This is a genomic window from Actinacidiphila yeochonensis CN732 (assembly GCF_000745345.1).
GTDB lineage: Bacteria > Actinomycetota > Actinomycetes > Streptomycetales > Streptomycetaceae > Actinacidiphila > Actinacidiphila yeochonensis.
In genome coordinates this window covers 1,101,978-1,116,300 of the sequence record NZ_JQNR01000005.1, presented here as the reverse complement: position 1 = coordinate 1,116,300, position 14,323 = coordinate 1,101,978, and the positions used below count along the sequence as shown (strand labels likewise).

11 protein-coding genes and 2 tRNA genes are annotated in these 14,323 nt (G+C 72.1%); 3 read left to right on the top strand and 10 right to left on the bottom strand.

Annotated elements, in window-relative coordinates; translation table 11 throughout:
• Positions 1-254: 254 nt before the first annotated feature.
• Positions 255-1,121, bottom strand: a complete 867-nt coding sequence (locus tag BS72_RS16615; RefSeq protein WP_037911453.1) for a rhomboid family intramembrane serine protease — start codon at positions 1,119-1,121, stop codon at positions 255-257.
• A 303-nt stretch (positions 1,122-1,424) separates the two neighbouring features.
• Positions 1,425-1,973 carry a peptidylprolyl isomerase gene (locus BS72_RS16610; protein WP_037911450.1) on the bottom strand — a complete coding sequence of 183 codons (549 nt, stop codon included), beginning with the start codon at positions 1,971-1,973 and terminating at the stop codon, positions 1,425-1,427.
• A gap of 223 nt (positions 1,974-2,196) precedes the next feature.
• On the opposite strand from BS72_RS16610, the gene BS72_RS16605 reads away from it, so the two are divergent.
• A complete protein-coding gene (locus BS72_RS16605) occupies positions 2,197-2,970 on the top strand; it encodes a DUF5324 family protein (RefSeq protein WP_051951178.1) in 774 nt (257 codons plus the stop codon).
• Between the two features lie 346 nt (positions 2,971-3,316).
• Positions 3,317-3,814: a pyridoxamine 5'-phosphate oxidase family protein gene (locus tag BS72_RS16600; protein ID WP_037911447.1), complete on the top strand. Its 498-nt coding sequence runs from the start codon at positions 3,317-3,319 to the stop codon at positions 3,812-3,814.
• Positions 3,815-3,934: 120 nt separating this feature from the next.
• On the opposite strand, the gene BS72_RS16595 is transcribed toward BS72_RS16600, so the two are convergent.
• A tRNA-Ala gene (locus tag BS72_RS16595) sits at positions 3,935-4,007 on the bottom strand.
• 178 nt (positions 4,008-4,185) lie between these two features.
• Between BS72_RS16595 and BS72_RS34230 the strand changes: the two genes are divergently transcribed.
• Positions 4,186-5,451 carry a serine/threonine-protein kinase gene (locus BS72_RS34230; protein WP_198545907.1) on the top strand — a complete coding sequence of 422 codons (1,266 nt, stop codon included), beginning with the start codon at positions 4,186-4,188 and terminating at the stop codon, positions 5,449-5,451.
• Positions 5,452-5,868: 417 nt separating this feature from the next.
• Here BS72_RS34230 and BS72_RS16580 read toward each other — a convergent pair whose 3' ends face one another.
• The 7 genes from BS72_RS16580 to BS72_RS16555 all read right to left on the bottom strand — a co-directional run bounded on the left by BS72_RS16580 (position 5,869) and on the right by BS72_RS16555 (position 14,289).
• A complete protein-coding gene (locus BS72_RS16580; protein WP_037911443.1) occupies positions 5,869-7,191 on the bottom strand; it encodes a hypothetical protein in 1,323 nt (440 codons plus the stop codon).
• 105 nt (positions 7,192-7,296) lie between these two features.
• Positions 7,297-7,437: a DLW-39 family protein gene (locus BS72_RS37275; RefSeq protein WP_198545906.1), complete on the bottom strand. Its 141-nt coding sequence runs from the start codon at positions 7,435-7,437 to the stop codon at positions 7,297-7,299.
• Positions 7,438-7,667: 230 nt separating this feature from the next.
• Positions 7,668-7,741: transfer RNA gene (locus BS72_RS16575), tRNA-Ile, on the bottom strand.
• A 48-nt stretch (positions 7,742-7,789) separates the two neighbouring features.
• A complete protein-coding gene (locus BS72_RS16570) occupies positions 7,790-8,380 on the bottom strand; it encodes a DUF3566 domain-containing protein (protein WP_107498807.1) in 591 nt (196 codons plus the stop codon).
• A gap of 15 nt (positions 8,381-8,395) precedes the next feature.
• Positions 8,396-11,059, bottom strand: coding sequence for a DNA gyrase subunit A (gene gyrA, locus BS72_RS16565; protein ID WP_037911438.1), 2,664 nt, complete (start codon positions 11,057-11,059; stop codon positions 8,396-8,398).
• 44 nt (positions 11,060-11,103) lie between these two features.
• Positions 11,104-13,104 (bottom strand): DNA topoisomerase (ATP-hydrolyzing) subunit B, encoded by a 2,001-nt coding sequence (gyrB, locus tag BS72_RS16560; protein WP_037911437.1) that lies wholly within the window; start codon positions 13,102-13,104, stop codon positions 11,104-11,106.
• A gap of 645 nt (positions 13,105-13,749) precedes the next feature.
• On the bottom strand, positions 13,750-14,289 hold the full coding sequence (locus BS72_RS16555; protein WP_037916239.1) for a DUF721 domain-containing protein: 540 nt from the start codon (positions 14,287-14,289) through the stop codon (positions 13,750-13,752).
• Between the last annotated feature and the right edge of the window lie 34 nt (positions 14,290-14,323).

Here is a 14,323-nt window from a genome sequence, read left to right as displayed (position 1 = left end):
GCGCCCGGTGACCGGGCCGCCGGTCGTCTCGCTTTTCCGGCCCGGCCGGCACCGGATCCCCGCCCTGCTCACGATCCGTGTACGGCCTATCGCCCCAGGTCCGCGGACGATCTTGCCCGGGCAGCGGCGCGGCCGACGAGTCTCCTTCACCCTCTGCCGCCCCCGTTCCACCCGCTGTGCACAGCATCCGGGTCACAGCCACCCGCACTGTGGATAACGTCCGATCAACACCAGGGACACGGGTGGCGTGGACGTCAGGATGTGACCTGCGCCACACCGATTCCCATGAGGGCCAGCGACAGCGCCAGCACCACCGCCGTCGTCCCCCACTGCACCAGCGTCCGCCGCTGCCGGGGCGCGTAGAGCATCCCGACCGCGACCAGCGTGCCGGCCACCAGACCGCCCAGGTGGGCCTGCCAGCTCACGTTGGCCCAGGTGAAGGTGAAGACGACGTTCAGCGCGAGCAGGACGAGGATCGGGCGCATGTCGTAGCGCAGCCGGCGCAGGTACACGGCGGTGGCGCCGAACAGGCCGAAGATCGCGCCCGAGGCACCGAGGGTCGGCAGGTCCGGGGCGAGCAGCAGTACGGCGGCGCTGCCGCCGAGCGCGGAGACCAGGTACAGCGCGAAGTAGTGGGCCCGCCCCAGCCGCTGCTCCAGCGGGGCGCCGATCCACCACAGCGACAGCATGTTGAAGCCGATGTGCGTGGGGTTGCCGCGGTCGTGCAGGAACGCCGAGGTGATCACCCGGTACCACTCGCCGTGCGCCACCCCGCCGCAGACGCCGTGGTAAGGCGCCGGCGCGCACGCGGCGTAGAGGTCGTAGTGGTTCACGAAGCTGTTGCCGAGGGACAGCTCCAGCAGCCACACCAGGACGTTGATCCCGATCAGCAGCTTGGTGATCAGGAACGGGTCGCCGCTGCCGATCCGGCTGCCGGTGACGGTGCGGGCCTGCGTCACCCGCGGGTGGTTGCCGGAGCCGGAGCTGCTGACGCACCCCGGGCACTGGAAGCCCACCGACGCGCTGATCATGCAGGCGGTGCAGATGGGCTTCTCGCACCGGGTGCAGCGGATGCCCGTCTCCCGATCCGGATGCCGGTAGCAGCAGACCGCCTGTTCCATCACGCCCCACTCCCCTGACGCCGGGCCCTGCGCACTCGCGCGCCCCCTCGACTGTGGTACGAGCGGGCGGGGCGCGGTGTTCCCGCACCGTACGGGAGGCTCCCGGGGAAGCTTAGGGGATCTCACAGGAAGCCTCGACGGCCGGAGTGGCCCCCGGCCGTCCACCCCAGCCCGGGACCGGCGGACAGCCCCGGACCCGCCCCGGACGGCCGCCCCGGGTCGCCCCGGGCCGCCCGGCCCCGGACCACTGCCGGACCACTGCCGGACAGCCACCGGACCGCCACCGGAACCGTCAGCCGGGGTTCAGAGGGCCTTCCCGCTCTGCTCCACCTTCCGGACCGTGATCGTCTCGATCACCGCGTCCTCCAGCGGGCGGTCGGTGCGCGGGTTGGTGGGGGTGGAGATGATGCTGTCCACCACCTTCTTGCTGGCCTCGTCGGCGATCTCGCCGAAGATGGTGTGCTTGCGGGTCAGCCAGGTCGTCGGCGCCACGGTGATGAAGAACTGCGAGCCGTTGGTGTTGGGGCCGGCGTTGGCCATGGCCACCAGGTAGGGGCGGTCGAAGGCCAGGTCCGGGTGGAACTCGTCGGGGAACTCGTAGCCGGGGCCACCGGTGCCGTTCCCCAGCGGGTCGCCGCCCTGGATCATGAACCCGGACAGCACCCGGTGGAACACCGTGCCGTCGTAGAGCCGCTCGGTGGTCGGCCGGCCGGTGCGCGGATCGGTCCACTCCCGGCTCCCCTCCGCCAGCCCCACGAAGTTCCTCACCGTCTTGGGGGCGTGGTTCGGCAGCAGCCGGATCACGACATCGCCGTGGTTGGTCCTCAAGGTGGCGTAGAGCTGCTCGGCCACGATCTACCTTCCCTCGTCTTCACTGGCAGGGCCCAAATCCTTGCACGACGGGGACGGCCCGGGGCCCGCTCCCCCGAGACGGGCCTCCGGGCACGAGGGGAACCGGTCACCCTGACCCGGATGGCTTGCCGCACATGCCGTAGCCGGGGCGGGCGGGCATGATTGCGAACCGGGTGGACAGGCGAAGACCGTACGCCACCGAGGCACCGAGGAGGAGGATCTCGTGACCCGCATCGACAGCGTGCGCCACGCGGCCGACGTGACGAAGGAGAGCGTGCGGCGCGCCGCGGAGGTGGCGGCGCCGTACGCGAACACGGCCAAGGACACCGTGATCATCTACGGCCGGCAGGCCGGTGTCTACGGACGCCAGGCCAGCGTGCTCGCCAAGCAGAACTACGACGCCAAGCTGGCCGACCGGGTCGACCAGGTCCGCGAGCAGGCATGGGCGGCCGTTCCGCCGAAGGCCGTGGTGGCGGTGGAGACCGCGGCCCGCCGTACCCGCGACGGAGCCCAGGCCGCCGTCGACTACACCGCGCCGCGGGTGGGCACGGCGGTCGCCGTCACCCGCTCGGTGGCGGTGCCGGTCGGCGAGGAGGCGGTGATGCGCGGCTCGGCGGCCGTCCAGGCGCTGCGCGGAAACGTCTCCGCCGCCGACATCGACCGGCTGGTACGCCGCCGCCTGTTCCGTGAGAAGGCCGGCCGGATCGCCGTGGACGCGGCCTTCGCGGCCGTCGCCTGCGGGGTGGGTCTGGCGGTCTGGCGCTGGTGGAGCAGCCAGAACAACCCGGAGTGGCTCGTGGAGCCCTCCGAGGCCACCGAGGTGGGGGAGCGCTCCGGCATGAACGGCAGCGCCACTCTCACCGTCGTCGACCCGCTCGACGAGGGCGGGTCCCTGAACGGCTCCTCGGCCAGGGTCGACCACGTCGACGGCTTGGCACCGGACGCCACCGGCCACGGGATCGACGCGGAGCGGAGGGACGGAGAAGGGGACCGCTGAGCACTTCCCCGTACTCCCCGATCTCCCCGTACTGCCCGTACTCCCCGATCTCCCCGATGTGCGAACGCCGTGCCCGGGCGCCCCAGGAGGCCCGTACACGGCGTTCGCGAGAGCCGACCCGTCGGGGCGGCGGGCCGGTCAGCGCCTCGGCGGCGCTCAGCGGTCGCGGCCGTGGCGGTCCACCGGCTCGGCGCCCGGCAGTGTCGGCAGCCGTTCCGCACCCCGTTCCACGTGGAACATCGCTGCGAGAGCCGTTTCGATCGGGGAGGATCGACCCCTACGTCCGGGCGGGTCCGCTCACGCGACGCGGCCGGCCCCGGGGAACGACAACGGAAGGCGGTCGACCGTGCAACCGAGCGAGGTCACCGAGGTCCTGAACCGTCCGGCCAGCCAGGAGCTCCTGGCTCGCGACCTCACCCGTCTGGCCTACATCGCCAAGGACGGCACCCCGCGGTGCGTTCCCATCGGTTTCACGTGGAACGGGTCGGAGATCGTCATGTGCACCGCGAAGAACGCCGCCAAGGTGCCGGCGCTGCGGCACGACCCGGCCGTTGCCCTGACCATCGACACCGAGGTGCATCCGCCGAAGATCCTGCTCATCCGGGGGCGGGCCGAACTCGAAACCGTGGAGGGCATCCCGGACGAGTACCTCACGATGTCCGGCACCTACTCCATGACGCCCGAGCAGCGGACCGCGTGGGAGGCCGAGGTCCGCTCGCTCTACGACGGCATGGTGCGGATCGCCGTGGTGCCCACGTGGGCGAAGCTGATCGACTTCGAGACGACCCTCCCGAGCGCGGTGGAGGAGCTGATCCGGCGGCGGGAGGAACGCCGGCGCCACTGACCCCGCCGCCTGCCAGCGCCGGACGACGGTCCGGCCACCACCGGGGGATGTGGGATCCATGGGGGATCCGAACGCCGAAGGGCCCCTCCCGAGCTGTTCGGGAGGGGCCCTGGCCTGGAGTGGAGCCTGGGGGATTCGAACCCCCGACATCTGCCTTGCAAAGGCAGCGCTCTACCAACTGAGCTAAGGCCCCGTGCCGCAGACAGCGTACCGGGTTCCGCGGCGGAAGGCCGACCCCACCGGGGCGGGCCGGACGAAGGGCCTCGCGCGGGGGCGGCCGGGCTGGCAGAGTTCCCCGCGAGGGCGTCGTCGGGGACAGCCGGCGCCGGGCGGCCGGCGGACGGACAGGACGAAGGGGCGGACGGACGGCCATGGGTGAGGTCTTCGCGGGCCGCTACGAACTGGTGGACCCGATCGGGCGCGGCGGCGTGGGCGCGGTGTGGCGGGCGTGGGACCACCGGCGGGCGCGCTACGTCGCGGCCAAGGTGCTCCAGCAGAGCGACGCCCACGCCCTGCTGCGCTTCGTACGGGAGCAGGCGCTGCGGATCGACCACCCCCACGTCCTGGCCCCGACGAGTTGGGCGGCCGACGACGACAAGGTGCTGTTCACCATGGACCTGGTGCGCGGCGGCTCCTTCTCGCACCTGGTCGGCGACTACGGCCGCATCCCCCCGCACCTGGTGTGCGTCCTGCTTGACCAGCTCCTGGCCGGCCTCTCGGCGGTGCACGCCGAGGGGGTGGTGCACCGGGACATCAAGCCGGCCAACGTGCTGCTGGAGGCCACCGGCACCGGCACCCCGCACGTACGGCTGTCGGACTTCGGCATCGCCATGCGCAAGGGCGACGCCCGGCTGACCGAGGCCAACTACGTGGTGGGCACGCCCGGTTACTTCGCACCGGAACAACTACTGGGCGCCGAGCCGGACTTCCCCGCCGACCTGTACGCGGTCGGGCTGGTCGCCCTGTACCTGCTGATCGGGCAGCGCCCTGACGCCGACGCGATCCAGCAGCGGTTCCTCGCCTCGGGGATGCCGCCCGCGCCGGTGGGCGTCCCCGCCCCGCTGTGGCAGGTCGTCGGGGCGCTGCTCCAGCCCGACCCGTACGCCCGCTTCCGCACCGCGACCGGGGCCCGCAAGGCGCTGGCCGCCGCGGTCGAGCTGCTGCCGGACCCGGCGGGCGGTGAGGCACCGGGCGCGCTGGAGATCACCGACCGGATCGGCCCGCTGCCGGAGGGGTTCGGCCCGGGGGGTCCGCTGCGCGACGATCAGGACGCCGGGGCAGCCGACACCTTCCGGCTGGGCGGGCTCCCGGCACCGCGCCAGCCGCAACCGCAAGCGCAGCCACAGCCGTCGGCAGGCGGGCACGACGGCGCTGCCACGGGCCACGGGCGGCGGCCGGCGGGCGGACAGGGCGGCGCCTCCGCCTACCCCGGGCAGCCGCCCGGCGCAGCGGTCCGGGACCCTCCGCGGGCGCGACGCCGCCGCCCCCGCGGCCGGCTTCGCGGACCCGGTCGCGGCCGGTCCGCTCACCCACACCCGCACCCGGGTGGACCCGCCCGCACCACCGATGCCGCTGCCCGCGCCGGCGGTCGCGCCGGTTCCGTACATGGCCCCGGTTCCGGCCGCCCGGCCCTATGAGGGTGCCCCCGGCCTGCAGCCGGGCGGCGGGGCGCAGGCGCCGCAGCCGGACACCGCCTCGACGGAGCAGCCCGTGCACCGCCGGCCACGGCCGGGTCCGCCGGCGCGGGTGGCGGTTCCGATGCTGGTGCTGGCCCTGCTCTGCTTCGCGGTGGGCATCGCCGCCCTCGCCGCCTCCTGACCAGCCGAACCGGTGCGGCCGCGCCACCGGAGCCGCCCGGCCGCGCCGCCCGAGCCGCTCACCCGGCCGGGGCCGCCAGGACGGCCCCGCAGCGGCCTCTGCGCGCTGTCCGACCGCCAGAGGCGCCCGACAGGGCCGCCAGGCGCCAGGCGGCCCCGCTGGACGGGCTCACGCCCCTCGGCGCGGGGTCTCGCAGCCGGACCGAGGAGCGTGAAGGGCGCGAAGGGGCGTGAACCTCAGCCGCCGTGCCGCGCCGCCGCGCCCGTCCGCCGCCACGCCGTCCCGTACCAGCCGGCCAGGGCGAGCAGGAGCAGGGCGCCGAGGCCGAAGGCGCCGTAGGCGACCAGCCGCAGGGCCGGCCGGCCGGAGGAGCCGGAGCCGCCGGTGGCGGTGCCGTCCGCCTGCGCCAGGTCGTGGCCGCCCACCCCGATGCCGGCACCGGAGGGGTCCGAGGCGTACACCGGCGCGGGCTGGACGGTGCCCGAGACCTGCACCCGCAACGTCACCGGCAGCCCGTCCGGGAGCACCTTGGCCAGCCTGGGGTTCACGGTCAGCGCGACGTAGTACCAGCCGGCGCACCGCACGGGCGCCACGCTGTCGTCGTCGGAGTCGCGGTTGCCGTACGCCACGGGCGCCAGCTGCTCGGACAGGGCGGCCGGGTTGCCGTCGTAGATGTCCTCGCGGTCGTGCACGAACTGCCGCAGCGGGTTGTAGACGGCGAGCCGCACGCCGGAGCCGACGAAGACGCCGGTGCCGGCGGCCGGGGCGTTGGAGAAGTCGGCGAAGATCGTGGCGCTCTGGCCCCAGTCGACGGGGATCTCGTAGAAGCGGGTCTCACCCGGCAGCACCCGGTCCTTCCAGACGCCGGTCTTCACCGCGGCGGCCGTCTCCGGGCTGACGCCGCCGTGGGCCGGCCGGGACGTGCCGGCGGTGAGCGGGGTCGGGGAGGCGCTGACGGTGGGCTGGGGCGCCACCGGGGCGGTACCGGGCTTCAGCGCGGGCTCCAGCACCGTCCGCAGCTCCAGCGCCCAGGGGCGCTGGTCGTCGCCCTTCCCGTCGCTGGTGCGGTGCACCTGGAGCGTGTACTGGTCGGCGCTCGCGCAGTCGTCGTCCGGGCCGGTGGAGCGCACCACGGCGCCCCCGAGCGGGTGGGCGTCGCCGTCGTCGCCGAAGTGGTCGTCGTAGCCGTCGCACTCGGTGCCGTCGGGGGCGGTGAGCTTGAGCTCGATGCCGTCGGCCAGGGAGACGGCCGCGCCCGTCGGCGGGACGGCGAACACCGACGCGTAGGCGGTGGACACGGAGTCGAGCGCCAGCCCGTACATGCGGGTCTGGCCCGGCGCGATGGTGTCGCGGAAGGTCACGTCGGGCTTCATCTGCGGCGCGTCCGTGGTGTTGTCGGCGCCCGCCAGCTCGGGCCCCCGCGGCTGCCAGAGCGCCGGAGCCCGGGCGGCCGGGGCCGCGCCGCCACCTCCGCCGTTACCGCCGTCGGCCACCGCCGGCCCGCTGAGCACGGCCAGCAGGATCAGGACCGCGCCCGCGGTGAACGTCGTGCGTGTCATGCGCTGATCGTCCCCCCTCACCCACGGCGAAGGCCCCGGCCGCGTCGTGCGGTCGGGGCCCGGAGAGCACCCGCACGCCCCCGTGCGGGGCGTGCGCTCGGCGTCTCAGACGTTCGAGCCGCTACCGCCCGGGACCGAGTCGGTGGCTTCCGTCCACAGGTCCTGCTCTGCGCGGTCCGCCTGGATCTGCCGGTAAACGAACAGACCGGCGACGGCGGCCAGTGCGATCAGGAGAATCTTCTTCATCTCGTGACCCTCCTCCTTCTGGTGCGAGACGGCTGCTGACCAGCCCGACTATACACAGCAGTCGATACCGAACGGTGACCTGCCACCCGCTTCGGCGGCGGCCCGTTCCGGCACTCCGCGGGCCTGCCCGCGCCCCGCCTCCGACCGGGCCGCTGACCTGGCCGTACAGCCCACTACAGCCCGGTACGACAAAAGTGGCGGGCCCGAGGGCCCGCCACTTTCAACGCGAGTGGGGCTAACAGGACTTGAACCTGTGGCCTCTTCCTTATCAGGGAAGCGCTCTAACCGTCTGAGCTATAGCCCCGCGCTGCACGGAAAGATTAGCGCACACGGGGGCTGTGCCCCAAATCCGTTACTCGTCCTCGGCCAGGGTCAGCTCGATACCGCCCACAAAACCCGAGGAGAGGTTGTAGATGAAGGCCCCGAGCGTGGCGAGCGCGGTGGCCAGCACGACGTCGATCACCGCGATCACCGTGGTGAACATCATCACCCGGGACAGCGACAGGAACGACACCAGATCGAAGCCGCCCTTGCCGCCCTCGGTCGAGGTCGCGTCGCTGATCGTGGAGCCGACGGTGCTGAAGACGCCGATCGCGTCCAGCACCATCCACAGCACGGCCACCGCCACGATGGTGCAGATGCCCAGCGCGATGGACAGCAGGAAGCTGACCTTCATCACCGACCACGGGTCGGCCTTCGAGACGCGCAGCCGCGCCTTGCGGGTGCGCGGCACCGTACGGGCCGCCGGACGCGGCCGCCGCACCCCCGCCCCTGGATCGGCCCCTTCCGAGGCCCCGGGCGGCGCGTACGCCGACGGCGGCTCGTGCGGCGCCTGCCGGGTGTCCGTCACCGTGTACGTCCCCTCCTGCGATCCTCCGACGCCGGCCGCACCGGCCGAGCCATGGGCACCGCCCGTCCTGCCGGACCCGCCCGCGGGGCCCATGGCTCCACTCACGGCTTACTCCTCCGCTTCACCGGCCTCGGGCCTGCCGCCCTCGACCGCCGTGTCCTGCGCTGCCTCGCCGCCCGGGGCCGGCTCACCGCTCCCCTCAGCGGCACCGTCCCCGGCAGCATCCTCCTCCGCTTCGGCGTTACGCGCGATACCGACCACCGCGTCCCGCTTACCGAGGTTGATCAGTTGGACGCCCATGGTGTCACGTCCGGTTTCCCTGACTTCGACAACCCGCGTGCGGATCACACCGCCGCTGAGGGTGATGGCGAGGATCTCGTCGGTCTCCTCGACCACCAGCGCGCCCACCAGGGAGCCCCGGTCCTCGACGATCTTGGCGGCCTTGATGCCCAGGCCACCGCGGCCCTGGACCCGGTACTCGTCGACCCCGGTGCGCTTGGCGTAGCCGCCGTCCGTGGCCGTGAAGACGAACGTTCCGGGGCGGATCACGTTCATGGAGAGAAGTTCGTCACCCTCCCGGAAACTCATGCCCTTCACACCCGACGTGGCCCGCCCCATCGGGCGCAGTGCCTCGTCGGTGGCGGTGAAGCGGATGCACTGGGCCTTCCGGCTGACGAGCAGCAGGTCGTCCTCGGCGGAGACCAGCTCGGCCCCGATCAGCTCGTCCTGGACGCCGTCGCCGCCCTCGGGGCTGTCGGACTCCCGCAGGTTGATGGCGATCACGCCGCCCGAGCGCGGGGAGTCGTAGTCCTTGAGCGCGGTCTTCTTCACCAGGCCGGACTTCGTGGCCAGCACCAGGTACGGCGCCGCCTCGTAGTCCTTGATGGCGAGGATCTGGGCGATCTGCTCGTCGGGCTGGAAGGCGAGCAGGTTCGCCACGTGCTGGCCGCGGGCGTCCCGGCCGGCGTCGGGCAGCTCGTACGCCTTGGCGCGGTAGACCCGGCCCTTGTTGGTGAAGAACAGCAGCCACTGGTGGGTGGTGGTGACGAAGAAGTGGTCGACGATGTCGTCCTGCTTCAGCTTGGTGCCGCGCACGCCCTTGCCGCCGCGCTTCTGCGAGCGGTAGTCCTCGGTCTTGGTGCGCTTGACGTAGCCGCCGCGGCTGATCGTGACGACGATGTCCTCCTCGGCGATCAGGTCCTCGATGGACATGTCGCCGTCGAAGGGCACCAGCTTGCTCCGCCGGTCGTCGCCGAACTTGTCGACGATCGCCTGGAGCTCCTCGCTGATGATCTGCCGCTGCCGCTCGGGAGAGGCCAGGATCCGGTTGTACTCGTCGATCTTGGCCTGGAGCTCGTCGTGCTCCTGGACGATCTTCTGCCGCTCCAGGGCCGCGAGCCGGCGCAGCTGCATCTCCAGGATCGCGTTCGCCTGGATCTCGTCGATCTCCAGCAGGCCCATCAGGCCCGAGCGCGCGATCTCCACCGTGTCGCTGCGCCGGATCAGCGCGATGACCTCGTCGATCGCGTCCAGCGCCTTGAGCAGGCCGCGCAGGATGTGGGCCCGCTCCTCGGCCTTGCGCAGCCGGAACCGGGTGCGCCGGACGATGACCTCGATCTGGTGGCCCACCCACAGCTTGATGAACTGGTCCAGCGACAGGGTGCGCGGCACGCCGTCGACCAGGGCCAGCATGTTGGCGCCGAAGTTGGTCTGGAGGTCGGTGTGCTTGTACAGGTTGTTGAGCACGACCTTGGCCACGGCGTCGCGCTTGAGCACGATCACCAGGCGCTGGCCGGTGCGCGAGGAGGTCTCGTCGCGGACGTCGGCGATGCCGCCGATCCGGCCGTCCTTCACCAGGTCGGCGATCTTCTGGGCGAGGTTGTCCGGGTTGACCTGGTAGGGGAGCTCGGTGACGACCAGGCACTGGCGGCCCTGGATCTCCTCGACCTCCACCACCGAGCGCATGGTGATCGACCCGCGCCCGGTGCGGTAGGCCTCCTCGATGCCCTTGCGGCCCACCACGAGGGCGCCGGTCGGGAAGTCGGGGCCCTTGATCCGCTCGATGAGCGCGTCCAGCAGCTCCTCGCTGGACGCATCGGGGTTGGCCAGGCACCACTGGGCGCCCTCGGCCACCTCGCGCAGGTTGTGCGACGGGATGTTGGTGGCCATGCCGACCGCGATGCCCGCGGAGCCGTTGACCAGCAGGCTCGGGAAGCGCGACGGCAGCACCGTCGGCTCCTGGTTGCGGCCGTCGTAGTTGTCCTGGAAGTCGACGGTCTCCTCGTCGATGTCCCGGACCATCTCCATCGACAGCGGCGCCATCTTGCACTCGGTGTAGCGCATGGCCGCCGCCGGGTCGTTGCCCGGCGAGCCGAAGTTGCCGTTGGAGTCCACCAGCGGCATCCGCATCGACCACGGCTGGGCCAGGCGGACCAGCGCGTCGTAGATCGACGAGTCGCCGTGCGGGTGGTAGGTGCCCATGACGTCGCCGACGACGCGGGCGCACTTGTAGAAGCCGCGCTCCGGGCGGTACCCGCCGTCGTACATCGCGTAGAGAACCCGGCGGTGCACCGGCTTCAGACCGTCCCGCACGTCCGGGAGGGCACGCGAGACGATGACGGACATCGCGTAGTCGAGGTAGCTGCGCTGCATCTCCGTCTCAAGGCCGACGGCCTCGATACGGATGGTGGAGTCGGTGCCGGTCCCGGTGCCCGCGGGGGTGCCGGGCTCGGGGGTGTCCGCGCCGAAGGGCGTGGGGGTTTCGTCGGCCATGGGTGGTCTTCGGTCCTTTCGAGCTGCGGCTTGCTGGGGCCGACTCAGATGTCGAGGAAGCGGACGTCCTTGGCGTTGCGCTGGATGAAGGAGCGCCGCGCCTCGACGTCCTCACCCATCAGCACCGAGAACAGGTCGTCAGCGAGGGCCGCGTCGTCCAGCGTGACCTGGCCGAGCACCCGGTGGTCGATGTCCATCGTGGTCACCCGCAGCTCCTCGGCGTTCATCTCGCCGAGGCCCTTGAAGCGCTGGATGGAGTCCTCGCGGACCCGCTTGCCGTTCTCCCGGCCCAGCGCGATCAGGGCGTCCCGCTCCGCGTCGGAGTAGGCGTACTCGAAGTCGTCCCGGCCCCACTTGAGCTTGTACAGCGGAGGACGGGAGAGGTAGACGTGGCCGGCTTCGACCAGCGGGCGCATGAAGCGGAAGAGGAAGGTCAGCAGCAGGGTGTTGATGTGCTGGCCGTCGACGTCGGCGTCCGCCATGAGGATGATCTTGTGATAGCGGAGCTTGCTGATGTCGAAGTCCTCGTGCACGCCGGTGCCGAAGGCGGAGATCAGCGCCTGGATCTCCTGGTTCTGCAGGATCTTGTCGATCCTGGCCTTCTCGACGTTGAGGATCTTGCCGCGGATCGGCAGGATCGCCTGGTACTGCGGGTTCCGGCCGGACTTCGCCGAGCCGCCGGCGGAGTCACCCTCGACGATGAAGATCTCGCACTTGGCCGGGTCGTTCGACTGGCAGTCGGCGAGCTTGCCGGGCAGGGAGGCGGACTCCAGCAGCCCCTTGCGGCGGGTCAGGTCGCGCGCCTTGCGGGCCGCCACCCGGGCGGTGGCCGCCTGGATCGCCTTGCGGATGATGTCCGTGGCCTCGTTGGGGTTGCGGTCCAGCCAGTCGGCCAGGTGCTCGTAGACGACCTTCTGCACGAACGCCTTGGCCTCGGTGTTGCCGAGCTTGGTCTTCGTCTGGCCCTCGAACTGCGGCTCGCCGAGCTTGACCGAGATGATCGCGGTCAGACCCTCGCGGATGTCCTCGCCGGTGAGGTTGTCGTCCTTCTCACGCAGCAGCTTCTTCTCCCGCGCGTACCGGTTGACCAGCTGGGTCAGCGCGGCGCGGAAGCCCTCCTCGTGGGTGCCGCCCTCGTGGGTGTGGATGGTGTTGGCGAAGCTGTAGACACCCTCGCTGTACTGGGTGTTCCACTGCATGGCCACCTCGGCGGACAGCATCCGCTCGGTGTCCTCGGCCTCGACGTCGATGACGGTCGGGTGGACCAGCTCGCCCTTGCGCGAGTTGAGGTACTTCACGAAGTCGACGATGCCGCCCTCGTAGTGGTACGTCGCCGTGAGCGGCGCGCCCTCCTCGTCCACGTGGTCCGCGCGCAGGTCGGTCAGGGAGATCTTCAGACCCTTGTTGAGGAACGCCATCTCCTGGAAGCGCCGCGTGAGCGTCTCGAAGGAGTAGTCCGTGGTCTCGAAGATGTCCGGGTCGGCCCAGAAGGTGACCGACGTGCCGGTCTCCTCGGTGGCCTCGTTCCGGGCCAGCGGCGCGACCGGCACGCCCAGCTTGTACTCCTGGGTCCAGCGGTAGCCGTCGGTGCGCACCTCGACCGCGACCCGGGTCGACAGCGCGTTCACCACGGAGACGCCGACACCGTGCAGACCGCCGGAGACGGCGTAGCCGCCGCCGCCGAACTTGCCGCCGGCGTGCAGCACGGTCAGCACGACCTCGACGGCGGGCTTCCCCTCGGAGGGGATGATGCCCACCGGGATGCCGCGGCCGTTGTCGACGACCCGCACGCCGCCGTCGGGAAGGACCGTGACCTCGATGGTGTCCGCGTGGCCGGCCATCGCCTCGTCGACCGAGTTGTCGACCACTTCCTGCACGAGGTGGTGCAGGCCGCGCTCGCCGGTCGAGCCGATGTACATGCCGGGGCGCTTGCGCACCGCGTCGAGCCCTTCCAGCACGGTGATCGCACTGGCGTCGTAGGACCTTGTGGAGTTCTCGTTGGGGTTGCCGGAATCGGCCACGAAGCGCCCTTTCTGGCACAGCACGAGCCGGTCCCCGCCGAGGCGGGATCGGCTGCGTCGTTCGACATGGTCCGCTGGGTTCCCCCTGTCGGGCCCGTCGGACTGCCAGGGGAGGGCGGTGTGTTACCAGTCTACCGGTAGCGCCGACACGAATGGGGCTTTGGCGGTGCCTGAGTTCCCATGTGCCGCCCAAAACCCCGCTCGCCCGACTCCCTCCACACGGCCCCCGGGCCAAAACCGCTCACGACGGCACTCAGGGCTTCCGGCTGTCAACCCCCCGCTACGCTCGGCAGGGGTATCAACAGGTCGTCATATGTGACGTGGATCACGCCAGTCGGGTGGCAACGTCCGTGGCGTGCGGTGCCGCCTGGGAAAACTGAGGCGCGGCGGGACCGCGACGGTTCCGTACGTCACATGGCCGGGTTCCGTCGCTGGTCGGACGCGTCAACGCGGCGACACTCCGCGTCGGCCCCCTGGCGGCTCCGCCGCCGCCCACCGCCCGAACCACACGGAGCGATCCCGGTCAAAGCCCGCCAAGCGCCGTCAATGCCGGTCGGGATCGGTCGAAGCAGGGCGGAAGTACAGCGAATCTCACCCGAACCGGGCCTCTCGGAATCGGGCGCCGCCCGGACCCGGCGCCGCGGCCGGACCCGTGAGCGGCATCGCCCCTCACCCGTAGGTGTCACCCGGGCCGCGGCTGCCGGGGGCCCGCAGCCGCCCGTAGGAACGGCTGGGCCCCGCCGGACCCAGCACCTTCAGCAGCCGTACGGTGCCGTGCCCGAGGTCGGTGTTCAGCCGGGCCACCAGCGTCGGGGCCAACAGCCGGAGCTGGGTGGCCCACGCCGTGGAGTCGCACTGCACGGTCAGCACCCGCTCCTCCTCGTCGTAGCGCTCGGGGGAGCAGTGCAGGGCGATCTCCTGGCCGACGAGCTGCGGCCAGCGGCCCATCACGCCGCCCACCGCGGCCGGCGCCTCCCAGCCCCGTTCGGTGATCAGCCGGTTGATCGCGGCGCCCAGCGGCAGCGGGTCCCGCCCGTCCGCGCGCGCGCCGCTGCGCAGGCCGCCGCGGCGGGCCTGCCGGCGCTGCTGCGCCGCCGCGCCCCGGGCCTTCGCCTGCTCCTTGGCCGCGCGCAGCGCCACCCGCGCCAGGTCCACACCCGAGGAAGGGGCGGCCCCGGTACCCGCCGCGGTGCCCTCCTGCCGCGGCACCGCCGCTGCCTCGGACGGGCTCCCGCCCGCCGGC